The sequence below is a fragment of the Paraburkholderia sp. CI3 genome (assembly GCF_050436505.1).
GTDB classification, from domain to species: Bacteria; Pseudomonadota; Gammaproteobacteria; order Burkholderiales; family Burkholderiaceae; genus Paraburkholderia; species Paraburkholderia tuberum.
Genome location: NZ_JBNDMI010000004.1, coordinates 765,820 through 791,271 on the forward strand (window position 1 = coordinate 765,820; position 25,452 = coordinate 791,271).

The 25,452-nt window shown below is 63.8% G+C and carries 20 protein-coding genes; 17 read left to right on the top strand and 3 right to left on the bottom strand.

Features of this window, described 5'->3' with window-relative positions; all coding sequences use genetic code 11:
• Positions 1-69: 69 nt before the first annotated feature.
• The 11 genes from OKW29_RS25035 to OKW29_RS25085 all read left to right on the top strand — a co-directional run bounded on the left by OKW29_RS25035 (position 70) and on the right by OKW29_RS25085 (position 13,814).
• Entirely contained in the window at positions 70-2,268 is a 2,199-nt protein-coding gene (locus OKW29_RS25035) for a polysaccharide biosynthesis tyrosine autokinase (protein ID WP_429294927.1), read from the top strand.
• Between the two features lie 56 nt (positions 2,269-2,324).
• Positions 2,325-3,266: a glycosyltransferase family 2 protein gene (locus OKW29_RS25040; protein WP_429292993.1), complete on the top strand. Its 942-nt coding sequence runs from the start codon at positions 2,325-2,327 to the stop codon at positions 3,264-3,266.
• Positions 3,263-4,423, top strand: coding sequence for a glycosyltransferase family 4 protein (locus OKW29_RS25045; RefSeq protein ID WP_429292994.1), 1,161 nt, complete (start codon positions 3,263-3,265; stop codon positions 4,421-4,423). The genes OKW29_RS25040 and OKW29_RS25045 overlap by 4 nt, the downstream gene beginning before the upstream one ends.
• A gap of 3 nt (positions 4,424-4,426) precedes the next feature.
• A complete protein-coding gene (locus OKW29_RS25050; protein ID WP_429292995.1) occupies positions 4,427-5,929 on the top strand; it encodes a glucose-6-phosphate isomerase in 1,503 nt (500 codons plus the stop codon).
• Entirely contained in the window at positions 5,926-7,155 is a 1,230-nt protein-coding gene (locus tag OKW29_RS25055; protein ID WP_184033600.1) for a glycosyltransferase family 4 protein, read from the top strand. Before OKW29_RS25050 ends, OKW29_RS25055 begins: the two co-directional genes overlap by 4 nt.
• Positions 7,156-7,225: 70 nt before the next feature.
• The gene (locus OKW29_RS25060; RefSeq protein ID WP_429292996.1) at positions 7,226-8,392 is read left to right on the top strand and encodes a glycosyltransferase family 4 protein; all 1,167 of its coding nucleotides are present in this window, start codon (positions 7,226-7,228) and stop codon (positions 8,390-8,392) included.
• A 327-nt stretch (positions 8,393-8,719) separates the two neighbouring features.
• A complete protein-coding gene (locus tag OKW29_RS25065; protein ID WP_429292997.1) occupies positions 8,720-11,098 on the top strand; it encodes an ATP-binding protein in 2,379 nt (792 codons plus the stop codon).
• Positions 11,099-11,135: 37 nt separating this feature from the next.
• Positions 11,136-11,867: a methyl-accepting chemotaxis protein gene (locus OKW29_RS25070; RefSeq protein ID WP_429292998.1), complete on the top strand. Its 732-nt coding sequence runs from the start codon at positions 11,136-11,138 to the stop codon at positions 11,865-11,867.
• Entirely contained in the window at positions 11,864-12,403 is a 540-nt protein-coding gene (locus tag OKW29_RS25075; protein WP_429292999.1) for a hypothetical protein, read from the top strand. The genes OKW29_RS25070 and OKW29_RS25075 overlap by 4 nt, the downstream gene beginning before the upstream one ends.
• Positions 12,404-12,436: 33 nt before the next feature.
• The gene (locus tag OKW29_RS25080; RefSeq protein ID WP_429293000.1) at positions 12,437-13,417 is read left to right on the top strand and encodes a chemotaxis protein CheX; all 981 of its coding nucleotides are present in this window, start codon (positions 12,437-12,439) and stop codon (positions 13,415-13,417) included.
• A gap of 31 nt (positions 13,418-13,448) precedes the next feature.
• Positions 13,449-13,814 (top strand): response regulator, encoded by a 366-nt coding sequence (locus OKW29_RS25085; protein ID WP_018418019.1) that lies wholly within the window; start codon positions 13,449-13,451, stop codon positions 13,812-13,814.
• 42 nt (positions 13,815-13,856) lie between these two features.
• Here the strand turns inward: OKW29_RS25085 and gmd are convergent, their stop codons facing one another.
• Genes gmd through OKW29_RS25100 form a run of 3 tightly spaced genes read right to left on the bottom strand, consistent with a single transcriptional unit; the run spans position 13,857 to position 16,785 of the window.
• Entirely contained in the window at positions 13,857-14,900 is a 1,044-nt protein-coding gene (gene gmd / locus OKW29_RS25090; protein ID WP_090804840.1) for a GDP-mannose 4,6-dehydratase, read from the bottom strand.
• A 56-nt stretch (positions 14,901-14,956) separates the two neighbouring features.
• Entirely contained in the window at positions 14,957-15,706 is a 750-nt protein-coding gene (locus tag OKW29_RS25095; protein WP_429293001.1) for an SGNH/GDSL hydrolase family protein, read from the bottom strand.
• Positions 15,703-16,785, bottom strand: coding sequence for an acyltransferase family protein (locus tag OKW29_RS25100; RefSeq protein WP_184063451.1), 1,083 nt, complete (start codon positions 16,783-16,785; stop codon positions 15,703-15,705). Before OKW29_RS25100 ends, OKW29_RS25095 begins: the two co-directional genes overlap by 4 nt.
• Before the next feature lie 559 nt (positions 16,786-17,344).
• On the opposite strand from OKW29_RS25100, the gene OKW29_RS25105 reads away from it, so the two are divergent.
• The 6 genes from OKW29_RS25105 (at position 17,345) to OKW29_RS25130 (ending at position 25,252) form a co-directional block, all read left to right on the top strand.
• Entirely contained in the window at positions 17,345-19,546 is a 2,202-nt protein-coding gene (locus tag OKW29_RS25105; RefSeq protein ID WP_429293002.1) for a hypothetical protein, read from the top strand.
• A 62-nt stretch (positions 19,547-19,608) separates the two neighbouring features.
• Complete coding sequence (locus OKW29_RS25110; protein WP_429293003.1) at positions 19,609-21,075, top strand: flippase; 1,467 nt, start codon at positions 19,609-19,611, stop codon at positions 21,073-21,075.
• The gene (locus OKW29_RS25115) at positions 21,072-23,525 is read left to right on the top strand and encodes a glycosyltransferase family 4 protein (RefSeq protein ID WP_429293004.1); all 2,454 of its coding nucleotides are present in this window, start codon (positions 21,072-21,074) and stop codon (positions 23,523-23,525) included. The genes OKW29_RS25110 and OKW29_RS25115 overlap by 4 nt, the downstream gene beginning before the upstream one ends.
• A gap of 311 nt (positions 23,526-23,836) precedes the next feature.
• The gene (locus OKW29_RS25120; protein ID WP_429293005.1) at positions 23,837-24,253 is read left to right on the top strand and encodes a hypothetical protein; all 417 of its coding nucleotides are present in this window, start codon (positions 23,837-23,839) and stop codon (positions 24,251-24,253) included.
• Positions 24,253-24,816: a lysozyme gene (locus OKW29_RS25125; protein WP_429293006.1), complete on the top strand. Its 564-nt coding sequence runs from the start codon at positions 24,253-24,255 to the stop codon at positions 24,814-24,816. Before OKW29_RS25120 ends, OKW29_RS25125 begins: the two co-directional genes overlap by 1 nt.
• On the top strand, positions 24,800-25,252 hold the full coding sequence (locus tag OKW29_RS25130) for a hypothetical protein (protein ID WP_429293007.1): 453 nt from the start codon (positions 24,800-24,802) through the stop codon (positions 25,250-25,252). The genes OKW29_RS25125 and OKW29_RS25130 overlap by 17 nt, the downstream gene beginning before the upstream one ends.
• Positions 25,253-25,452 lie beyond the last annotated feature (200 nt).

Consider the following 25,452-nt stretch of genomic DNA (forward strand, 5'->3'; position numbering starts at 1 on the left):
GTACCGCTGACGCGAAAGCCGAAGCCAACGACACGGGATGGAACAGTGAGCAATCAACTCTCTCCACACATGGCTGGTCCGATCAAGACCGAAGAAGAAGACGTCGTCCTCGGACAACTGGTGCAGGTGATCCTCGACGACATCTGGTGGCTGCTCGCGATCACCGCGATCATCGTCGCGATGGCGGTCGCGTACTGCTACCTCGCCAAGCCGACTTATTCGGCCGATGCGCACGTGCGCGTCGAGCAGTCCGACAGCATGTCGCAGGCGCTCACGCAAACGCAGACCGGCGCCGCGATCACGAGCGGCTCGACGTCGCTGCCGACCGACGCCGAGATCGAAATCATCAAGAGCCGTGGCGTGGTCGCGCCGGTCGTGCAGCAGCTGAAGCTGAACTTCAGCGTTACGCCGAAGACGATCCCGCTGCTCGGCAGCATCGCCGCGCGCCTCGCGACGCCGGGCCAGCCCGCGCGCGCGTGGCTGGGGCTCACGTCCTACGCATGGGGCGGAGAAAAAGTCGACGTCGATTCGATCGACGTGACGCCGTCGCTCGAAGGCGAGAAGCTGCTGCTGCGCGTGATCGACGCGCAGCACTATGAACTGTTCGCGCCGAACGGCTCGCTGCTGTTGCGCGGCCAGGTCGGGCAGCAGGCGCAGGGCGGGGGCGTGACGATGGTCGTCAACACGCTGATCGCGCGCCCCGGGCAGGAGTTCACCATCGTGCGCTCGAACGATCTCGATGCGATCACCGCGTTCCAGTCGGCGATCACGGTGCAGGAGCAGGGCAAGCAGACCGGCGTGATCCAGATCTCGCTGGAGGACAAGAGTCCCGAGCATGCGGCGCTCGTCGCCAATGCGCTCGCGCAGTCGTATCTGCGCGAGCACGTGTCGAACAAGCAGGCCGACGCAAGCAAGATGCTCGACTTCCTGAAGAGCGAGGAGCCGCGGCTGAAGGCCGATCTCGAACGCGCGGAGGCCGCGCTGACCGCTTATCAACGTCAGTCCGGCTCGATCAACGCGAGCGAAGAGGCGAAGGTCTATCTCGAAGGCAGCGTGCAATACGAGCAGCAGATCGCCGCGTTGCGTCTGCAGATGACGCAACTCGCCGAGCGCTACGGCGACGACCATCCGACGCTCGTCGCCGCGCGTCAGCAGATGGCCGAGCTGCAGGCGCAGCGCACCAAATACGCGGACCGCTTCCGCGATCTGCCGGCCACCGAAGTGAAGGCCGTGCAGTTGCAGCGCGACGCGAAGGTCGCCGAAGACATTTACGTGCTGCTGCTCAATCGTGTGCAGGAGCTGTCGGTGCAGAAGGCGGGCACCGGCGGCAACGTCCATATCGTCGACGCCGCGCTGCGCCCCGGCGCGCCGGTCAAGCCGAAGAAGATGCTGATCATCTCGGCGGCCGTGATTCTCGGGCTGATCGCGGGCACCGGTTTCGTGTTCCTGCGCCGCAATCTGTTCAAGGGCATCGACGACCCCGATCACGTCGAGCGCGCGTTCCATCTGCCGGTGTTCGGCCTCGTGCCGCAAAGCGCCGAGCAGGTGCAGCTCGAAAACAGCTATGCGCGGGGCGGCGAACGGCAGCGTCCGGTGCTTGCGAACGCGCGGCCGAAGGACGTGACGATCGAAAGTCTGCGCAGCCTGCGCACCGCGATGCAGTTCACGCTGATGGACGCGCGCAACTGCATCGTGATGCTGACGGGGCCGATGGCCGGCGTCGGCAAGAGCTTCCTCAGCGTGAACCTGGCGATGCTGCTCGCCCATTCGGGCAAGCGCGTGTTGCTGATCGACGGCGACATGCGGCGCGGCGCGCTCGAACGTCAGGTCGGCGGCACGCAGGAGAACGGCCTGTCGGAGTTGCTGAGCGGCCAGATCTCGCTGGAAGAGGCGATTCGCGGTTCGAGCATCGAAGGCCTGAGCTTCATTTCGTGCGGCCGCCGTCCGCCGAATCCGTCCGAGCTGCTGATGTCGCCGCGTCTGCCGCAGTATCTCGACGGCCTCGCGAAGCGCTACGACGTGATCCTGATCGACACGCCGCCGGTGCTCGCGGTGACCGATGCGTCGATCATCGGCGCGTATGCGGGCTCGACGTTCTTCGTGATGCGCTCGGGCATGCACAGCGAGCTCGAGCTGGCCGATGCGCTGAAACGCCTGCGCTCGGCGGGCGTCCACGTGCAGGGCGGCATCTTCAACGGCATGCCGGCGCGCTCGCGGGTCGGCTACGACCGCGGCTACGCGGCGACTCAGGCATACCTGAGCACGTGACGCGGGCTCCGCACTGCAGCACCGACTTCTGCACGACAGGAACAGAGGACATCACGATGAAACTGACGGTACTGGTACCGACTTATCGCCGCCCGGCCGATCTGGCGCGCTGCCTCGCGGCGCTCGAGCGGCAATCGCGCGCGCCCGACGAAGTAATCGTGGTCGCGCGCGTCGACGACGACGCGACCCATGCGTGGCTGCGCGATCCGTCCACGGGCGGCCGCCTGCCGCTCGTGATCGCGCCGGTGGACATACCCGGCCAGGTCGCGGCCCTGAATCGCGGGCTCGACGCCGCGAGCGGCGACGTGATCGCGATCACGGACGACGACGCCGCGCCGCGCCGCGACTGGGTCGAGCGCATCGCGGCCGCGTTCGAAGCCGATGCGCGCCTCGGCGCGCTGGGCGGGCGCGACTGGGTGCACGAAAGAGGCCGCGTGCTCGACGGCGAGCGGCCGCTGGTCGGCAAGGTGACCGCGCACGGCAAGATCATCGGCAATCATCATCTGGGTGTCGGTGCGGCGCGCGAGGTCGACATCCTGAAGGGCGCCAACATGAGCTACCGGCGCGAAGCGGTGCGCACGATCCGCTTCGACGCGCGTCTGCGCGGCGCGGGCGCGCAGGTGCACAACGACATGGCGTTCAGCCTCGCGGTGAAAAACGCGGGCTGGAAGCTCGTGTACGACCCGCAGATCGCGGTCGATCATTTCCCGGCCGAGCGTTTCGACGACGACAAACGCGACGCGCAGACGATGGCCGCGCTGCGCAACGCCGCGTTCAACTTCCATCTGATCCTGCGCGACCAGTTGCCGCCGCTGCGCCGCGAAGCCGCGTGGTGGTGGTGGACGCTGGTGGGCACACGGCTTTATCCGGGCCTCACGCATGCGGCGCTCGCGCTGCTGTCGAAGCAGGCGCAGTTGAAGCTGTCGCGCTGGCGCGAGGTTCGCGCAGGCGCCCATGAGGCGCGGCGCGCGCTGTCGAAGAGCGGGGTGTCCGCATGAATACGAAGGTGCACGTTCATCTCTTTTACGGCGCCGATCCGCGTTTTTATCGCAAGGGCGACGATATCGGCTGCCTGTACGGTTATCACCATGCGCAGTCCGAAGCATTCGCGCTGACTTATTCGCAAGACGCGCGCGAAAGCCGGCCCGTGCGGCTCGTACGGCGCGCGCTGAAGGCCGCGCTCGGCTTCGATTTCATCCATACGTGGCGCAATCGCGCGGAGATGCTGCGCTCGGACGTGATCTGGACGCATACCGAGCAGGAATGGCTGGCCGCCGCGCTGATGCTGCTGCTGTGCGGGCGCAAGGCGGGGCCGGGCGCGTCGCCGCTGCTGCTCGCGCAAAGCGTGTGGCTGCTCGACAAGTGGCCGTCGTACGGCATCGTGCGCAGCTGGTTGTATCGCAAGCTGATGACGCGGGCCGATCGGCTGACCACCCTCGCGAGCGAAAACGCCGGGCTGTGCCAGGATTATTTCCACCGCGACGCGACGCCGCTGCTGTACGGCCTGAACACGCGCGACTTCCCGGTCACCCCGCCGACGCAGTGGACGCCGCGCGCGCAGCTGCGCATCGCGGCGATCGGCAACGATCGCGACCGCGACTGGGAGACGCTGATCAAGGCGGTCGGCAACGATCCGCGCTACACGGTGAAGCTCGCGACGCGGCGGCGCATTCCCGCGTCGCTGCGCGCGTCGAATGTCGAGATCGCGCTGTTTTCCGGCATCAAAAAGCAGCACGAGCTGTACGACTGGGCCGACGTGATCGTCGTGCCGCTGCGACCTAACTCGCACGCGTCGGGTATCACGGTGATGCTCGAAGCGGCGGCGGTCGGCAAGCCGATGGTCGCGACCGACGTCGGCGCGCTGCGCGATTATTTTCCCGCCGACGAAGCCGCCTACGTGCCGCCGTTCAATCCGCAGGCACTGCGCGATGCGCTCGACCGGCTCGCCGCCGAGCCTGACGAGGCGCTGCGCCAGGCGCAGGCAGCCGCGGCCGGCCTGCTCGCGCGCGATCTGACCACCCAGCACTACGCGATGCAGCACGTGCGGATCACGCGCGAGATGCTGAGCGCGCGCGGGCAGGCGAGCGCGCATGCCGGCGCGGCCACGCACGCGCAGCCCGCCGCACCCGGGCGCGAATCGCGCGGAGGCCTATAAGCGATGTCGACGATTCCGCGCGCGAACCCGTTGCCGCCGACAGGCGCGGCCAACGCCGGCCCAGCAAAACACGCCGCGAGCGGGCTGCTGTCAGGCGGCCCGCGAGAATGGCTGCCGCCGCTCCTGCTGTGGCTGATCGCCGCGGTGCTGATCGTCGCGCATCAGGGCACGGTGCTCACACTGGCGTTCCCGGTGCTCGCGATCCTCACGGGTCTGTGGCTCTACTTCAAGAGCCCGGCGCGCTACATCGGCTTCATGTGGTGGCTGTGGTTTCTGAGCCCCGAAGTGCGGCGTCTCGCCGACTGGTCGAAGGGCGCGTTCACGCCGACGAGCCTGATCCAGGTCGCGCCGCTCGCCGTCACGATGATCAGCGGGTTGTCGCTGCTGCGCTACTACCGGCTGCTCGCGCAGCGCCGCGGTTTGCCGGTGCTGCTGATCCTGCTCGGCCTGATCTACGCGTTCCTGATCGGCGTGATGTCGAGCGGCCCGCTCGCGGCCACCTACGACCTCGCGAATTGGCTCTACCCGATCCTGATCGGCTTTCACATCATGGCGCACACGCGCCAGTATCCGCAGTATCGCGACACGATCATCAACACGTTCATCTGGGGGATGCTGGTGATGGGCGGCTACGGCCTGATCCAGTTTTTCATCATGCCGCCGTGGGACGCGCTGTGGATGCTCGGCTCGCAGATGAACTCGCAGGGCGACCCGGTGCCGTTGGGCGTACGCGTGTTCAGCACGATGAACTCGTCGGGCCCGTTCGCGTTCGCGATGATGGGCGCGATGGTGTTCGTGATGGCCGCGCAGCATCGCGTGCGCTGGATCGCCGCCGCGCTCGGCTTCTTCTCGTTCGCGCTGAGCCTCGTGCGCTCGACGTGGGGAGGCTGGGTCATCGCGCTCCTGATCCAGCTCGTGAAGTCGAACAACAAGGTGCGCGTGCGCATCGTCGCGAGCGCGGTACTGCTCGCCGGCTTGTGCGTGCCGCTGCTCGCGGTCGGCCCGGTGGCCGAACGGATGCAGGCGCGGCTAAACACGATCGTCAATCTGCACGACGACCAGAGCTACGCGGCGCGTAACGAGTTCTACGCGACCTTCGCGAAGACCGCGTTTACCGACGTCTCGGGCGAGGGCATGGGCGCGACCGGCACCTCGACGAAACTTTCCAACGACGGCGGCCAGCTCGGCCAGTACGGCAACTTCGACAGCGGCGTGATGAACATTCCGTTCGTGCTCGGCTGGCCCGGCACCTTGCTGTACATGTCCGGCATCGTGTGGCTGCTGACGCGCGCGGTGCTCGGCTCGTTCAGGCTGCGCGACGACAAGTTCGTCTCCGCGTGCCTGAGCCTGTGTCTTGCGACCTTCGCGATGCTCGTGTTCACGAACTCGCTGGTCGGCACCGGCGGCCTGCTGCTTTTCATGGGCGCTTTTTCGATTCTTTCCGCGGTTCACCACGAAAAAATGAACCGCGCACGCACGCTATTTCTCCACGGAGGCACGGATTGAGAGTCGCCATTGTCACGCACGTAGTGCGCCATAACGACGGCCAGGGGCGCGTCAACCACGAGATCGCGCGCGCGGCGCTCGACGAGAACATCCGCGTGACGCTGGTCGCGTCGCACGTGGCGCCCGAGCTGCTCGCGCATCCTAACGTGCGCTGGGCGCCGGTGAAGATCGGCCGCTGGTGGCCCACCAATCTGCTGCGCCAGCAGGTGTTCGCGGCGAAGAGCGCACTGTGGCTGCGCGCGCATCGCCGCGACTACGACGTGCTGCACGTGAACGGTTTCATCACCTGGATGCGCGCCGACGTCAATACCTCGCATTTCGTGCATAGCGGCTGGTTCGCGAGCAAGTACTACCCGTTCGGTCTCACGAAGGGCGTGTGGTCCGCGTACCAGTCGGTCTATACGCGCTGCAACGCATTGCTCGAGCGCTGGGCGTACCGGCGCTCGAAGGTGATCACCGCGGTGTCGCAGAAGGTCGCCGACGAAATCCGCGCGATCGGTCTCACGCCGCGCAACCGCGTGGACGTCATCTACAACGGCGTCGACACGCAGGGCTTCGCGGCGGCGAGCGGCGATCGCGCAAAGTTCCAGCTACCAGACGATGTGTTCCTGCTGCTGTTCGTCGGCGACCTGCGCACGCCGCGCAAGAATCTCGGCACCGTGCTCGCCGCGTTGAAGCATCTGCCCGAGCATGTGCAGATCGCGGTGGCCGGCTTTCTGCCGGGCAGCCCGTATCCGGACGAGGCGAAGGCGCTCGGCATCGCGCATCGCGTGCATTTTCTCGGGCTCGTGAAGGAAATGCCGGTGCTGATGCATTCGGTCGACGCGTTCGTGTTCCCGTCGCGCTACGAAGCGATGAGTCTGTCGCTGCTCGAAGCGATGGCGGCGGGGCTGCCCGTCGTGACCGCGCGCACGGCCGGCGGCGCCGAGATCATCACGCCCGAGTGCGGCATCGTGCTGGACGATCCCGACGACCCGCAAGCGCTCGCTCGCGCGGTCGCGCAACTCGCCGGCGACGACAGCGCGCGCCACGCGATGGGCAAAGCCGCGAGCGAACTCGCGACCGGCTTCGGCTGGGCGCGCATGGCCGCGCAATACATCGCGCTGTACCGGCAGCTGGCCGGGCAGCAGGAAAACCGCCGGCGCAGCCAGACGGAAGCGACGGTCGTCGCGCAGAACGATGCGCTGACGCTGAACCATCTCGCCGGACAGAAGAGCGTGGAATGACCGCGCGAAGCGCGCCATCCACGTCTACACATAGCAACTCACCGCAAGCAACACACAGGGGCACACCATCATGACGACTGGCTCAATCAAATCACTGCAGATCGGGATGCACTGGTTTCCCGAACGCGCGGGCGGCCTCGACCGCATGTACTACTCGCTGGTCGGCGCGCTGCCGGGCGCAGGCGTCGCGGTGCGCGGCGTCGTCGCCGGCTCGCCGAAAGTCGCGGCCGATACCGGTGGCGCGATCAACGGCTTCGGCTCCGCCGCGCAATCGCTGCCGCTGCGGCTAATGGCGGCCCGCCGCGCGCTACGCCAGGAAATCCGCACGTCGCGGCCCGATGTGATTTCGTCGCACTTCGCGCTCTATACGTTTCCGGGGCTCGACGTGACGCGCGGCATTCCGCAGGTGTCGCATTTTCAGGGACCGTGGGCCGACGAGAGCCACGTCGAAGGCGCCGATTCGTTCGGCCAGCGCGCGAAGCGTTATCTGGAGCAGTCGGTATACGCGCGTTCGTCGCGGTTGATCGTACTGTCCGACGCGTTCGGCAAGATTCTCACGACGCGCTACGGCATCTCGCCGGAGCGCGTGCGCGTGGTGCCGGGCTGCGTCGATGTCGAGCAGTTCAATCTGCCGATCACGCAGGCCGAGGCGCGTCTGCGTCTGCAATTGCCGCAGGACCGACCGATCGTGCTGGCGGTGCGACGGCTGGTGCGGCGCATGGGTCTCGAAGATCTGATCGATGCGGTGAAGCTGCTCAAACGCAGCGCGCCCGACGTGCTGTTGCTGATCGCGGGCAAGGGTCGGCTCGAAGGTGAGCTAGAGGCGCGCATCGCCGACGCGGGGCTCGAACACAACGTGAAGCTGCTCGGCTTCGTGCCCGATCAGCATCTGGCGGCGCTGTATCGTGCGGCCAATCTCAGCGTCGTGCCGACCGTCGCGCTGGAAGGCTTCGGGCTCATCACGGTCGAATCGCTCGCGTCGGGCACGCCGGTGCTGGTGACGCCGGTCGGCGGATTGCCCGAGGCGGTGGCGGGATTGTCGCCCGATCTGGTGTTGCCGGCGACCGGCGCAGCTGCGATCGCCGCGGGTCTCGCCGGCGCGCTGAACGGTACGCTGAAGTTGCCCGATGCGGATGCATGCCGCCGCTATGCGCGCGAACGCTTCGATAACGCGGTGATCGCGAAGCGGGTCGCGGCGGTGTATGCCGAAGCGATTGCGGGGAGCGTGCTGCATTGAAGCGCAGCGGCGGCGGTTCAATCGAATGAAAAAAGGGCGAGGCTCGGATCGCTGCGTTCGGGCCTCGCGTTCATGTCGCCGCAAGACCGGCAAAAAAACAGGTCAAAAATAACGGCACTTTTCTGTTGAACTTGAGCCCGGATCAGCCCTTAGCCGCGATTTTCCGACCTTATTTTTCAAATCCCTGAAACGTGGCGCCCGGCGTCGACTTCGTCACGTTGACGTCACACATCCGCGACGATAATCCCCGCGCCCGAAGTACAAAAACACACGGGCGTCCCGCCAGAAAGCGGGGACCTTGTATTTTCAGATCTCGGGGATTTTCAGATGACCATCCGCCACCGCATCACGCTTCTCGTCATTCTGATGCTTGTCGCGCTATCCGCCATTGGCGGATACGCCGTGCTTCAGACCCGCAACAGCGCCGCCAACGTCAGGCAGGTCACCCAGGGCGTCGTGCCGAGCGCGCTCGCGTCGGCAGACCTCGTATCGCAGGTCAAGGACGTGCAGCTCGCGATGATGACGCTCGTCTATGCGCCTGACGCGAACATGGTCTCGCAGGCTCAAGACCTGCTGAAGAGCAAGGAAGCGTCGTTGCAGGCGGCGCTCGACGTGCAGGCGAAGGCCGCGCAAGGTCAGGCCCAAACCGGGCTCGTGAGCCAGGCGCGCGACAGCCTCGCGAATTATTTCAACGCGGTCAACGACACCGCGAAGATGAAGGCCGACGGCAAGAACGAACTGGCGCAGGCCTATCTGTTCGCGAACGTCGCGCAATACCGCGATGAACTCGAAGGCATCGTCGAGACGCTGCGAATCGAAAAGAATCGCCAGAAGGACGCCGCGATCGACGAACTGAACAGCGCGCTCGCCACCACGACGACGGCGATCGGCGCGGCGACCGGCGCGGCCATCGTCGTGCTGTTGCTGATCAGTGCGCTGCTGTATCGCCAGATCACCCGGCCGCTGAGCCGCATGCAGGTGGAGATGAGCGAGATCGCGGCGAGCCAGGACTTCACGCGCCGTGTGCCGGTCGGACGCATGGACGAGATCGGTCATTCGATCGTCGCGTTCAACGGCATGATCGAGAAGATCCAGCAAAGCTCGCTGCAACTGAAGCAGAAGACCGCCGATATCCAGGCGATGCTGCAAAACATGCAGCAGGGGATTCTGACGGTGGTCGAAGGCGTGGTCGTGCATCCGGAGTACTCCGCCTATCTCGAGGCCATCTTCGAGACGCGCGAGATTGCGGGCCGTCCGTTGCTCGATCTCGTGTTCGGCGGCACCGAGATCAACAGCGATGCGCTCTCGCAGATCGAAGCGGCGCTGCAGGCATGCATCGGTGAAGACAGCATGAACTTCGAGTTCAATCAGCACCTGCTCGTCAACGAGATCGCCAAGCCGATGGCCGATGGCCGCGTGAAGACGCTCGACCTGAGCTGGTCGGCGATCACCGACGAACACGACGTCGTGCTGCGTTTGATGCTGTGCGTGCGCGACGTGACCGAACTGCGCGCGCTCGCCGCCGAGGCCGGCGAACAGAAGCGCCGGCTGGAAATGATCGGCGAGATTCTCGCGGTGAGTCAGGAGAAGTTCCATCACTTCGTCGAAAGCGCGACGGGCTTCATCAGTGAGAACGAACGAATCATCCGTCAGCATCACGAGCCGAGTCACGAAGCCGTCGCCGAGCTGTTCCGCAATATGCACACCGTCAAGGGCAATGCGCGCACGTACAGCCTTCAGCATCTGACCGGCATCGTCCACGAAACCGAGCAGCGCTACGACGCATTGCGCCGCGCAGACAGCAGCGAAGCGTGGGACCAGCAGCTTCTGATCGAGGATCTGCAGCGCGTGAAGGCCGCGCTCGACACCTACGCGACGATCAACGAAGTGAGCCTCGGCCGCAAGGGGCCGGGCCAGAGCGGCGCGGTGGATCGCTACCTGATGGTCGATCGCGAGTTGATCCAGAAGCAGCTGGATCTGCTCGAACGCGCCGATCCGGCCGACCGGGACGCGCTCGTGTCGATGCGCGAATCGTTGCAGCGCGAACTGCGTCTGTTGGGCACCGAATCGATCTACGAAGCGCTCGCGGGCGTGCTCGACTCGCTGCCGTCTCTGGCGGCCGAACTCGGCAAGGAGGCGCCCGTCGTCAGCATCGACAACAACGGCTACCGCGTGCGCAGCGAGGTCAGCCATACGCTGCGCAATGTGTTCACGCACCTGCTGCGCAACTCGGTCGACCACGGCATCGAGCCTGCCGCCGAGCGTGTCGCGAACGGCAAGGACGCCGCCGGCGTCATCGAACTGGAAGTGGGCGTCGACCATCACGCGCTGCAGATCACCATCAGCGACGACGGCCGCGGTCTCGCGCTCGCGAAAATCCGCGGGGCCGCGATCGAACGCGGCTGGATCGACGCCGATGCCGCGCTCAGCGACGAAGCGATTGCCGAGATGATTTTCCGTTCCGGCTTCTCGACCGCGCAGACCGTCAGCGAGATTTCGGGCCGCGGCGTCGGCATGGATGCCGTGCGCGATTTCGTGCGGCGCGAGCATGGCCGCATCGAATTGCGTTTCACCGACGATCGTCGCGGCGCGGACTATCGCCGCTTTCAGACCGTCGTGTCGTTCCCCGAGGACTGGGCGGTGGACAGTCTCGAAGCGTCCGCCGATGCAGCGCGCGAGCGTGACGCGGATGCGTTAGCAGGCTGACGGCCTGATGGATTGAACGAAGCGATGGGAGCAGGTTGTGCTTGAAAGTTATCTTTTGGCCGCAGGCGTTGGCGGTATCCTCTGTGCACTCGCGACGGGAATTTTTTATCGTCGGAAGCTTCGCGCGGGTGCGCAGGCGCAGCGTGTCGACGCGCTCGCGCGGCAGGCCCTCGAGCAGCAACTCGACGCGGCGGTCCGGCTCGGCGAGCAGGCCAACAGCGAGCGCGCCGCACTGGAGTCGATGCTCGCCGATCTGCGCGCGCAAGCCGGGCAGTGCGCGCACGATCGCGAAGCGTTGCAGGCGTCGCTCGACGCCGCGAGTTCGCGAAGCGACGAATGGCTGCAGCATGCGACGCGGATCGCGCACGAGGCGGGCCGTCTGAAGACGCTGACCATCACGTTCGAGCGTTGGCACGAGCAGATGATTTCGCTGATGTCGCAGAACCGCGACATGCACAAGAAGAATCAGGAGCTGTCGTCGATCGTGCAGCACGTGCTGATCGTTTCGCTGAATGCGTCGATCGAAGCGGCGCGCGCCGGGACCGCGGGTCGCGGCTTTTCGATCGTCGCGGGCGAAGTGCGCTCGCTGGCGTCGCGCTCGCAGGAGTTGTCGAAGAGCTATCGCGAGAGCCTGCATCGCAACGACCTGACGACAACGGCGACGTTCCAGGACATCCAGGCCGGCGGCAAGATGATCACGGCGTCGCTCGGCGGCGTCGAAGTGCTGGCGACCCAGTTCCAATCCCGGCTCGAGCAGGCCGCAGCGTGATTACCGATCAGGCGAAGCAAAGCATCGCGGACATCTTCTGTCACGCGGCGCGCGCGAGATTGCCCGCGACGCCGGGCGATTCGTGCGAGATCACGGCGGTGCCGAGGTGGGATCGCGATCATCCGGCCGGACCTTGCGCGATGGCGTTGACGATCTCGTCGATCGGCTTTCGTCTGCTGTTCGTGCTGCATTTCGGCAAGGACGACGCGACGCACGCCTACTACGCCAGCGGCGACACGGCGCGTTCGCTGTCGGAAACGCTGATGGAACTCGGCAACCTGTGCTGCGGCTACATGAACCAGCAACTGGTCAATCATTTCCCCGATCTTGGCATGTCGACGCCGTATGAATTGAACAGCGCCTGTGTCGAGTATCTGGACGAGTTGCGGCCCGATCACGTGTGGGCGTACGAGCTGACGATCGGCGGTGCGGCCCGGCTGGGTGTCACGTTATGTCTATGCGCGCAGGCGCCCCTCGATTTCAAGGCTGAACTCGCCACGGCCGACGAGGCCGAAGGCGAGCTCGAACTTTTCTAGCCCCTCAACACTGCACTCGCAGACTGAAACACGATGAATACCAGCAAGCCCGTCAGCAAGGTGCTCGTGCTCGACGACTGTCCGGCACACGCGCAAGCGCTGAAGCTCTTTTTCGACGAACACAACCTGATCGCACTGAAGGTGCGCGACAGCAACCGCCTCGGCTCGGTACTGGCCACCAATATCGATCTCGGCGGCGTTCTGCTGGCGGATAACTACGGGGGCTCGGTCGAGCAGGCGGCGACGACCGCCGCGCGCATCAATGCCTTGCGCCCCGAACTGCCGGTGATCCTGCGTTCGAGCGGCCACGCGCCGCTCGAACGGCTTCCGAAGCCGTTGACGAACGCGGCATGCGCGCATTTCAATGCCGCCGATCTGACGGCGCTGCGTGAAGCCGTCGATCGATACATCTTCAGCCTCGACTTCCCGAACGCGCTCGTGCGCGGTATCGCGGAGATCACGCAAGCGCGGCTCGCCACGTTGTTCGACGGCGTCACGGTGCAACGCGACACGCCCAGTATCGTGCGCGATCGAATCATCTTCGGCGAGGTCTTCAGCCTGATTCCGCTCGAAGGCAACTGGTGTCGCGGCTATATGTTGATGCAGGCCGAAGAGGAGCCGCTGCTCGGCATGATCGATCGCGATCGCGCGGCACGCGACCCTGGCATGGGCGCGGGGCAACCGGGCTTTCGCGATCTGAACGACGTGCTCGGCGAATTGACCAATCTGATCTGGGGGGCATTCAAAAACCGCTTCCTCGCTCAGCAGAACGCTCGCGAAGCAAGTCAGGTGCAGGTGCCACTGCTGGTCAATCACAAGCATCGCTACATCTCGTTCGGCTCGGACAATCCGCAGTTGCGGTTTCAATATCGATTGAGCGACGCCGCGAGCGGACAGTCGGTGTCGATCGACCAGCGCTTCATTTTCAACCTGAGCTGGTCACCCGAAGATTTTTCTGAAAACGCGGTGGATGTCGACGATCTCGTCGAGTCCGGCGAACTCGATCTGTTTTGATACGACGCGTCGGTGACGCAAGGGAATGGTTATGGCAAAGATTCTGGTGGTGGACGATTCGAGCACGGTACGCGATGAAGTCGCGGGTTTTCTGGCGAAAAACGGTCTCGACGTCGCGACGGCCATCGACGGCAAGGACGGCCTTGCGAAGCTGAAAACGGATTCGAATATCCGCCTGATCGTCAGCGACGTGAACATGCCGAATATGGACGGCCTGACGATGGTCGAAAAAATCCGCGGCGAACTCGCGAACAAGACCGTCAACGTGATCATGCTGACGACCGAAAGCAGCCCCGCGATGAAGGAGCGCGGCAAGGCCGCCGGCGTGAAGGGCTGGATCGTCAAGCCGTTCAAGGGCGATGCGGTGCTGGAGACGTTCCGGAAACTGGCGGGTTGACGGGGCAGTGTGCGGCGAGCGCCGCCGCACACGGATGCCGTGTTAGAACGTCTCGTGGTGCTCGTTGCGCGCGATGTCCGCCTGCACCATCATCTGGCAAAGCTGTTCGAGCGAGGTTTGCGGTTGCCAGCCGAGCGTGTCGCGCGCCTTGTCCGCGCAGCCGATCAGCAGGTCCACTTCGGCCGGCCGATAGAACTTCGGATTGACGCGCACGAGCGTCTTGCCGGTCGCCACGTCGATGCCGGTCTCGCGCTCGTCCTTGCCCGACCATTCCAGCTGATAGCCGGCCGCCGTGAACGCCATGCGCACGAAATCGCGAACCGTTTCGGTGCGGCCGGTCGCGAGCACGAAGGTGTCGGGCGCGTCGGCCTGCAGCATGCGCCACATGCCCTCGACGTATTCGAGTGCGAAGCCCCAGTCGCGCTGCGCGCTCAGGTTGCCGAGTTCGAGCACGTCCTGCTTGCCGAGCTTGATCTTCGCGACCGTGTCCGAGATCTTGCGTGTGACGAATTCGCGGCCACGTAGCGGCGATTCGTGATTGAACAGAATGCCGCTGCTCGCGAACAGGTCGTACGACTCGCGATAGTTGATCGTCGACCAGTGCGCGAACAGCTTCGCGACGCCATACGGGCTGCGCGGATAGAACGGCGTGCTTTCGCGTTGCGGCACCGCCTGCACGAGGCCGAACATCTCGGAGGTCGACGCCTGGTAGAAGCGTGTCTTCGGGCTCAGGATACGCAGGCCTTCGAGCAGATTCAGCGCGCCGACGCCGGTCACTTCGGCGGTGGTCACCGGCTGGTCGAACGACACGCCGACGAAGCTCTGCGCGGCGAGGTTGTACAGCTCGTCGGCCTGCGTGCCGTCGAGCAGGCGCAGCGTCGAGCCGAGGTCGGTGAGGTCGTGTTCGACGAGACGCAGATTCGGATGATCGAGCACGCCAAGCTCACGCATGCGCCAGAAGTTGACCGAACTCGTGCGCCGGTAGGTGCCGGTCACGTGATAGCCCTTGTCGAGCAGCAGCCGGGTCAGATAGGCGCCGTCCTGTCCGGATACGCCGGTGATGATCGCTTTGCGTGGTTGGCTCATAGCTTGCCTTCTAGTTTGTGAATGAAAAGAGAACGGAACGCGCCTAAGGGCCTGGCTCAATGCGCGTTGTCCAGCAGCCGCCGCACCAACGGTTCGACGACCCGATAATCCTGTTCGGCCTTCAGGCGGTACAACTCCGGCTTTGGATGCGCGCCGTCCGACATCAGCGACTTCCAGTCGGGCAGGCTGCTCACATACGCGTATTGATCGACGAGCGGCACCTGCTGTTCGGCTGCCACGCGTCGCGTCATCGCTATCATCGCGGCGAGCCGGGCGTTGAGCCGGTTATCGGGCATCGGGTTCGAGGTCTGCAAAACAGGCTCCTTGCCGAGCGCTCGCGCGGTTTGCACGAGCGACGTCTCGGCCGCGTAAAACTGCTCGGGCGTCTGGTTGTGCATCACTTCGTTGATGCCGTAGTTGATCAACACGATCCGCGCGGGCGAGGCGGCGAGACGTTCGCGCCACGGCAGTCCCGCCGTCGGCCCCGCGCGACGATTGCCGGTGCCGTCGCGCAACTGCCAGGCCATCGTGCCGCCGACGCCGTAGTTCGTGACGCGCACGCGCTCGCCGTCATGCGCCTGCAACGCTTGCTGCAGATACGTGACGGCGTTGCGGGCTTGCGGGCCGCAGTGGCCATCGCTGCAGGTGATGCCGAGCGTGGTCGAGTCGCCGTAAGCGTCGATCAGCAGTTGCGTCGGCGATGACACTGCCGGCTCGGCCACGGCCGCACGCGTTGCCGGCGCGATCAGCATCAGCGCCGACACGACACCCAGCACCTGGGCAGCAACAACGGCCAGGCGGTTCATGCGCGGCCTTGCGGTGCTTGCCGTGCAACGTTGGCGCCGGCGCGGGTCGTCGCTCTCGACCCGCGCGCGCCGAAAATCAGGCGCTTCTCGAATGCGAACCACGTGATGCTCGCGTACACGAGCGTGATAGCGAGCGCGATCGCGGCGCTCAGATAGCGATTCAGATGCAGCGGCCACACCATGTACAGCACGCTCAGGTGGATCAGATAGATCGTGTAGCTGATGGTGCCGATATAAACGAGCACGCGATTGCACAACAGCCGCTTCACGATGCCCTTGCTCTGCAGCGCGATCACGACGATCGACGTACACAGCACCAGCGACACGCTATACAGCCCGGCATTCGACAACGGCGTATTCGCCGCGCGAAAACGCGGGTAGTGCAGATGCAGCCATGCCAGCACCGCGAGCGCGGCCAGAGCGCCGAGCACCGCGAGTCCCTTGAACGGTTCGAGCGCATTGCGATCGCGCCGCACGGCAACCGCGAGCAGCGCGCCGGCCGCGAGCAGATCCATGCGGAACGGCGTCAGGTAGTAGATCGGCCAGAACGAATCGAACCACGGCGTCGCGAGCGCGCGCAGCAGCGGCACCAGAACGATCAGCGCGGCCGCCACCAGCCCAAGCAGACGCTCGGGCACGAGCAGGATCACGAACGGCCAGAAGATATAAAACTGCTCCTCGACCGCGAGCGACCACAGCACGTTGAGGCTGTCATGACCGCTTTGATTGAGCGCATCGCCGATATTGGTCGCGAAGAACGCGTACCAGTACCAGTGCTGCGCCCACGCGAGGCCGAACAGCAGCGACGACACGGCCATCAGCAGCAGGTACGGCGGCAGGATGCGGCGCGCGCGCCGCGCATAGAAATAGCTGAAATACGACTGCTGGCGCGACTTGCGATCGAGCAGGATGCCGCTGATCAGAAAGCCGCTCAAAACGAAGAACAGATCGACGCCCATCCATAGCGGCGCTTTCAACGCGTGCTGCGCGAACACCGCGAGCACGGCGATCGCGCGCAGACCGTCGAGCTGCACGATGCGGGAATGGGAGGGCGCGAGGGGCAATGCGCTGGCTGTCATGAACCGTCCATGGTGTAAAGCGGATGAGCCGGGCGAAGCGCCGCGCGGTTCGCCACGGATTGCCAGCGAACAGGCGCGCGCTTCGCGTCGCAACTGAAGTGCAATCGATTCTAGGGAAAAGAAACTCGAGAAAAAATCGGTTGGAATGGGCTAATTGAATCAGATTGAAACAGGGTATTTCTTTGGCCATTCTCGAAAGATTTATATGCTTATGTGGTGAGCATCGGGCAATCCGTAATAAATGCGGATTGCGTGATATCACATCGGTAGGAACGGGGGATCGTCGCGATAGAGGCGACTGACGGCGAGGCTTGCACTTTTATCGATTTTTTAAAATCGTTTCTTTTACGACGTATAAGCGGACGAATATTTTTGAATTATTTTCGATTTTCGTCACCGCATTTTTTCCGCGTAACTTAGCCGTGCGGACGGCTGCCTTCAGGTGCCGCGCTTCAATCGGTTGCGCTTCGTTTCGCTTTGCCACATCACTGAATTTCGCCCCGAGCGGGCGCCGGTCCGCGTGCATCGCGTTGACCGGGCATCGACTGGAGGTTCCGCCTTGCGCCGTATCACGTTCAAAAGCTGGTTCGCCCTGACAGCCTGCGCTGCCGGCGTCGTCGCCGCATCGGCCGGTCTGCCGGCGCGCGCCGAAACCGCTTTGAACGCGAAGACCTCATGGATCGGCAACAGCTTCGGCTTTGGCGATGGCACATGGACGCAGATCGATATCACCGCGATCGCGGTCACGCCCGACGGCAAGGTCTATACGAATGCGCCGTGGGACGAAAGCGGCGCCGAAGCGAGCGTCTATCAGGACGGCAAGATGCTCGGCTTCGCGGGCGGCACGCATGGCTGGGGCAACGCCGGCGGCAATGCGATCGCGGTCAACCGCAAATATGCATTCGTTGCGATCGCGGTCGGCAATGAAAAGGGACGCCTGGTCGAGCCGGGCGTGTGGCCGGACAAGGGTAAGCAATGGTTTGGTATCTCGCGGCGCCGGATCGACGAGCCGAAGCGCGTGGCACCGTTTCAGCCCGCGGCTAAAAACGCGGACCCGCACGCGCAGCTCGCGGCCGGCTTTCTGATGATGAACGAAGTGCCGACCGGCACGAACGCCGAGATCGGCGGGCTCGCCGCGAACGACACGACGCTGTTCGCGGCCAATACCGCGCGCAATCGCATCGAAGTCTACGATGCCGAATCGATGCAGCAGAAAGCGACGTGGAACGTGCACGAGCCTGGACGTATCGCGCTCGCGCCCGACGGCACGCTATGGGTGCTCAGCGGCACGCGCGGCGATCGCGCGCCGGGTATCGAGCATTACACGGCGACCGGTCAGCGCATCGACGAGACCATCACGCTGCCGGCCGATACGGTCGCGGTCGGCCTCGCCGTCGATGCGCAAGGCCGCCTCCTGATCGCCGATAACGGTCCGCGCCAGCAGGTGTTGTTCTTCACGAAGCGCGACGGCCGCTACACGGAGTCGGGCACGCTCGGCGAGCGCGGCGGCATTTTCAGCGGCGTCGCGGGCAAGCCCGGACCGTTGCGATTCAACGGGTTGACCGGCGTGGGTGTCGATGCGCGCGGCAACGTGTACGTTTCGACCAATGGCATCGGTCCGCGTTACGAGCCGATCGGCGCGGGCCTCGGCGCGACGCTAGAAAGTTATGCGCCGAACGGCAAGCGCAACTGGCAGGTCGAGGGGCTGCTGTTCGTCGACGGCGCGTGGATCGATCCGGCCCGGCCCGACAGCGTCTATACCGGCAACAAGCGCTTCGAACTCGATTTGTCGAAGCCGTCTGGACAGGACTGGAAATACGCGGGGTTCCTGTCGAATCGGTTCAAGTACCCGGACGATCCGGTGTTCCATACCGACCAGTATCCGGGTCTGCCGATCGCGCGGCGGTTGAAGGGGCACACGTTCCTCTATCTGACCGACATGTATGCGGATCATCTGAAGATCTATCGCTTCGATCCGCAGCATGACGGCGAGACCGCGATTCCCTCGGGATTTATCGCAGGTCGCGAGCGCGCGGTCGCGAAGGTGCCGAATGCACCGCCGGGCGGTGACTGGATCTGGCGCGACACGAATGGCGACGGGCGCTTCGATCGCGACGAATACACGCTGAACACGAGCGGCACGAAGCTCGCGGGCGGCTGGGGCTGGTGGGTCGATATGGCCGGCGACATCTGGCGTACCCGGGATACGAAGGGCATCTATCGCTTCCGTTTCGGCGGACTCGATGCGAAGGGCAACCCGGTCTACTCGTACTCGAACCTGACGCAGTACCCGGTGCCGGCACCGTTCAGCGAACTCCATCGCGCGATCTATGAACCCGATACCGACACGATGTACGTGAGCGGCTATACGGCCGATATGCCGACCGCGCAGGGCTTCTGGAAGGAAGTGGGGCGCGTGCTGGTGCGCTACGACAAGTGGTCGAGCGGCAAGCCGGTGCAGCGCTACGCGACCACGCTGCCGTGGCAGACGCAGAGCAAGCCCATCGCGACGATCATCGGCGTCACGGTCGAGGGGCAATACGTGTTCGGCGTCGAGCCGGTCGGCGCGGTGCACGTGTGGGACAAGGACAGCGGCAAGGAACTCGGCGTGATCCGGCCGGGCCCCGAAGTGGGTCGCGCGTCGGGTTGGGTCGACGTGCCGAACGGTATCAGCGCGACGAAGCGCGGCGATGGCGAGTACCTCGTCTTCGTCGAGGAAGACGCGCGCGGCAAGGTGCTGATGTATCGCTGGAAGCCTTGAGGTGCGTTGGCCTCGCTGACGCAGCCCCGCACGCAATCTAACCGCAAAACCGAAGGGATTCGATGGACAAGGGCATTCTCAGGAACGTGGCGATCAACTTTTTCGGGCTCGTGCTGCCGACGTTCGTGTCGCTCGTGACCGTGCCGTCGTATATCCGGCTGCTCGGCGTGGAGCGCTACGGTGTGATCAGTCTCGTGTGGACGCTGATCGGCTACTTCGGGATTCTCGATCTCGGCATGAGCATGGCCGCGCAGAACCATATTTCGAAGGCGCGCGCGTCGGGCGATCAGCAGGAAAGCGCGCGCGTGTTCTGGAGCGCAACCTGGCTCAATCTGACGACCGGCGTGGTGGGCGGTCTGATCATCTACTTCGGCGCGTTCCTGTACACCGCGTATTTCACGAAGGTATCGCCCGAGCTGCAGCACGAAGTCTATATGGCGCTGCCGTGGCTCGCGGTCGCGATTCCGATCGCGAACGTGTCGTGGGTGTTCGCGGGCGCGATCAATGGCGCGGAACGCTTCGGCGTCTACAACACGAACCAGACCATCGGCACGTTCCTGTTTCAGCTGCTGCCGCTCGGTGCCGCGTTGTGGCTCGGCGCGACTTTGCAGAACGTACTCGCCGCGGCAGTCGTCGCGCGGATTCTCGCGGCGTTGCTGCTCGGCCGCTACGCGCTGAAAGTGCTTGAAATACGCAGCATTCAGCCGCCGCGGCTCGGCGTCGCAAAGGGGCTGTTCAACTTCGGTGGCTGGATGCTGATCGCGAGCGTGACGACGATGGTCGCCGATTCGCTCGATCGCGTAATGCTCGGTTCACGGCTCGGCGCGCGCTTCGTCACGTACTACACGGTGCCGCAGAACCTCGTCACGCGTCTGAACATCGTGCCGACCGCGCTGGTGCGCACGCTGTTTCCGCGGCTTTCCGCAGTCGGCCGCGCCGACGCCGACACGATCACGCAGCAATCGCTCGAATTTCTGAACGGCGTGTTCACGCCGGTCGCGCTCGTCGCGATGCTGGTGCTCGAACCGTTCCTGCATCTGTGGGTCGGCAACGAGATCGCGACGGTCGCGGCGCCCGTGGGCCGCATCATGATCGTCGCCGTGTGGCTCGTCGGCCAGGCGAACGTGACGCGCATCCTGATTCAGTCGCAGGTCAATCCAGCCACCGCCGCGCGCATCGGCCTCGTCGAGTTGCCGCTTTTCGCCGGCGCGTTGTGGCTCGGTATCACGCATTTCGGGCTGACGGGCGCGGCGGTCGCGGTCGCTGCCCGCGCGCTGTTCGACTACGCGGTGCTGCTGCGTTTCGCCGCGATCCGCGCGCGCCAGATCGTGCTCGACATGCTCGCCCATCTCGCCTTCCTGCTCGCCAGCCTGTGGCTCGCCAGCTTCCTGCCGAGCCTCGCGCTCGCGATCGCCACCGGTGTGCTGATGGTCGGCGCGAACGTCGCGTGGTCGATCACGATGACGCCCGCATTGCGCAATCTTGCGCGTTCACTGCTATTGCGACTGAATCCGAGGAAAAGCGCATGAATCATGACGTCCTTGAAAAAAAACTGTTGAGGCCCGCGACGCGCAGCGCGCTCGACGAGCTGACGAGCGTGCCCGGCATCCAGCCGGCACCGCGCCGTACCGCACCGCGCGCGAGCAAAAGCGTGCGCATCGCGATCGTGCACGACTGGCTCGTCACCTACGCGGGCGCGGAGAAAGTGCTCGAGCAGATCATCGCGTGCTTTCCCGATGCGGATCTGTTCAGCCTCGTGGACTTTCTCGACGATCGCAGCTTCCTGCGCGGCAAGCCGGTGACGACGTCGTTCATCCAGAAGTTGCCGTTCGCGCGCAGCAAGTACCGCTCGTATCTGCCGCTGATGCCGCTCGCGATCGAGCAGCTCGACGTGTCGGCGTACGACGTCGTGATCTCGAGCAGTCACGCGGTCGCCAAGGGCATTCTGACCGGTCCCGATCAGGTGCATATCAGCTACGTGCATTCGCCGATCCGCTACGCGTGGGATTTGCAGCATCAGTATCTGCAGCAGTCGAAGCTGACCAACGGCCCGAAGTCGGCGCTGGCGCGGCTGATTCTGCATTACATGCGCAACTGGGATATCCGCACGTCCAACTCGGTCGACGGCTTCGTCGCGAACTCGGCGTTCATCGCGCGACGCATCAAGAAGGTGTATCAGCGCGACGCGCAGGTGATCTTCCCGCCGGTCGATGTCGAGGCGTTCACGCTGTGCACGGAGAAGGAAGACTTTTATCTGACCGCCTCGCGCATGGTGCCGTACAAGAAAATCGATCTGATCGTCGAGGCGTTCGCGCGGATGCCCGAGCGCAAGCTCGTCGTGATCGGCGACGGACCCGACATGGCGAAGATCCGCGCGAAGGCGGGGCCGAACGTCGAGATCATGGGCTATCAACCGTTCGAGGTGCTGAAGGACCGCATGAGCCGCGCGAAGGCATTCGTGTTCGCGGCCGAAGAGGACTTCGGCATTTCGGTAGTCGAGGCGCAGGCTTGCGGCACGCCGGTGATCGCGTACGGCAAGGGAGGGGCGCTCGAAACCGTGCGCGATCTGTCGGAGCCGAAGCCGACCGGCATGTTCTTCGATGAACAGGATACTGACTCGATCATCGCTGCCGTGAATCGTTTCGACGAGCTTCGGCACCGGTTCCTGCCGGAGAATTGCCGCGGCAACGCCGCGCAGTTTTCGGCCGCGCATTTCCGCGAGCGCTTTTTCTCGCAGGTGCGCGCGGCGGTGCCCGCGTTGCGCACGGCGACGCTGCCGGCCTATGCGCCGTATCGGCCGGCCGTGCAGGGCGCCGCGAACGTGCCGCGCATTCTTGCCGTCGATCAGAGCGGCGTGCTCGGCGGCGCCGAACTGTCGCTGCTCGAAATCGTCAAGGCGCTGCGCTCGCGCATCGAGGTCGTGCTGTTCGACGACGGGCCGTTCAACACCGCACTCGCGAAAACCGGCGTCGAGGTCACTGTACTCGATGCCGGCGCGCTCAAAAATGTGCGCAAGCAGGGCGGTTCGATGCCGAAAGGTCAGGCGTTGAAGGGACTCATCTCGCTCGTGCGTGCCACCGCGAAACGCGCGCGCAAGGTGGATGTGATCTACGCGAACACGCAGCGTGCGATGGTGATCGGCGCCGTGGCCGGCAAGCTCGCGAGACGGCCGGTGGTCTGGCATTTGCGCGACATCGTCAGCGCCGAGCATTTCGGCGGCAAGCAGCTTGCGATCATCAAGTGGTGCGCGCGGCTCGGCCTCACGCACGTGATCGCCAATTCGGCTGCGTCGGCGCAGGCGTTTGCGAAGCTCACGCGGTTCGACAGCAAGCGCATCGACGTCGTGTTCAACGGGATCGCCGCGGAACCGTTCGACGCATTGCGCACGGTGCCGCAAGCGGTGCTGCGCGAGCGCCTGAATCTGCCGCGCGACGCGTTTCTCGTCGGCTCGTTCAGCCGGCTTGCGCGTTGGAAGGGACAACATGTGCTGCTCGAAGCGATGGTGCTCAATCCGCAGATGCATGCAGTGCTGGTCGGCGCGGCGCTGTTCGGCGAGGACCAGTACGAGAGCGAACTGCGCGCCTTCGTCGCCACGCAAAAGCTTGGCGAGCGCGTGCATTTTCTCGGCTTCCAGCACGATATTCCGGCCTGCATGTGCGCGGTCGACGCGGTCGTGCATACGTCGATCACCCCGGAGCCGTTCGGCCGCGTGATCGTCGAGGGGATGCTCGCGCAGCGGCCGGTCGTGGCGTCGCGCGCAGGCGGCGTGCTCGAAATCATCGACGACTACGAGAACGGCGTGCTGTGTACGCCGGGCGACGCGCATGCGCTCGCCGATACGCTCGCCGAATTGCGCTCGAACGGCGACTTGCGCGACAAACTGGTCAGGAACGGCTATCGGACCGCGCAGGAGCGCTTCGGCACGCGCAGCTATGTGGATGGGGTTGCGCAGATTCTGACCGGCGTGGCAGCGCGGTGACGAGGTGATTTTTACGCGAGGATAGACGAGGGCTTGGCCAGTCCTTGCTTGGCGTAGCGGAGCGAAAGTCTCGAACGACTTTCGCTCCGTTTTTTTTATTGCACCGACCGGCATCGATTCCTGACGGTAAAGGTGGCTCAACGCCGCCCTTTTTGTTGAAGCGCGATTGCGGAAATATGCATTGAAAATGAGATAGGCGAAGTCATCGTGAATATTTGTCAAAAAGTCTCAATCTCAAATTAAAGGTGTTGACCGTGGCTGCTTTGGATGATTAATTCGTGGGTGCGTTCTGGAAAATCAGCAGAGGTCAAATGGAACAACAGAATCAGAACGGTGCCATGGACGAGGAAGAGTGCCAAGTTTGCCGTATCACCTATTCAATCTACTCAAACTTCCCGCCAATGCCGTCTGCAATGGCGCTGAACGCCGAAACCGGCGAATGGTTTCCGTTCGATAGGTTGAAGTCGTATTCAAACGGTTACGACATGGCCGAAGCCCTCGGTTACGCATGGGCGTGCGATTGTCGCGGACGCTCACGGAATCGTTTCGATCAGCGGTTCACGCTAACCGATTCTGGAGGTAATGCCCTCCCTAATACGTATTACACCGCCGAACTTCCATCGGGCGCACTTGTTCACGGCATTACCGATTTGCAGGGACGCACCAAGCGCTATCAGACACATGGTGCGCGATCCATTCACGTCTTTATTGGTCATAGGGAGGCGTAATGCCTGATGCACTGGGAGCAGCACTAACAGATACAAACCCGAATTCACTTGTAATTCTCCAGTCGGACAGGATCGGCAAGCCGTGGAATGTTTCCCAAGCTGGAGTTCAGTTCACTGCGCAGTGGGAGGCCTTTCGGTCGCATTTGTACGATAAGGATGGAGGTGGCGGCGGCGGAAATGCCACGATCGGATACGGACATCTGGTCCATATCGGACCAATATCCGGTGCACCTTCCGAAGCGCTTTACGGAAATGGAATTACCGAACCGCAGGCGCTGAAACTGCTTCATCATGATCTACGCGAAGCCGAGCGAATTGTAAATAGCAGAATTTTTGTTCCGTTGTTTCAGTACGAGTACGATGCGGTTGTTGATTTCATCTTCAATCATAGAAGTGGAAATAACGAGTTTTTCGCGCTCGTCAATACCGGTCATTACGATCAAGTGCCGTCGAAATTTCTGCAATACACAGCGGCGCATGGCAAACACCCACTGGGGTTGGTCAGGCGCCGTCGTGCTGAGGGCCGACTGTTTGCTACGGGGAATTATGATGCGACTCACTAAGATAACGGTTGCAGTGATCCTATCATGCGGCACGTCGGCCGCCTTTGCAGACGCGACTTGCGAGGCATCCGCGAAAACGCGCGATGACTATCTGGCGTGTACAAATGCAGACACGAAGGGCATGCTAAGTGACGCTGAAAAACTCTATCGAAATCTCCACGCCAACGCTAAGGGCGAAGCGCTCGCGGAACTCGCGAAAAATCACAAGCTGTGGGAAGAAAAATTGCAATCCGATTGCAAGTTATTTGGGATGGCATTCAACGACTGGAAAGGCGGTTATATGCCTGATACAGACTTCCAGGTGGCGGCCTGCAGGCAGGATGCAGCAAAACAGAGGCTCGAATTTTATGAATGGTTGTCTTGTCCGGACGATATGGAATCGTCGGAGCATCCGGAATGCTTAACGGTTAAAACGATTCTTGGACGCAAGAAATAAATCGAAATTGAGTTGAGTCCGATCTGTAACGAGAGGGAACTGCGCGTGGATGTGCGACAAGCTGTTGAACTGCGTACGCACGCTCGTTGAGGACGTGCCGCTTGCAGAAGGGAAAACCCGTTCATTTCCGGTGAAGGATCATCCGAATTTGATCGTCGTGGCTTGGCGTGCAGGGGATGGGCGATGAGTGATCCGATCAA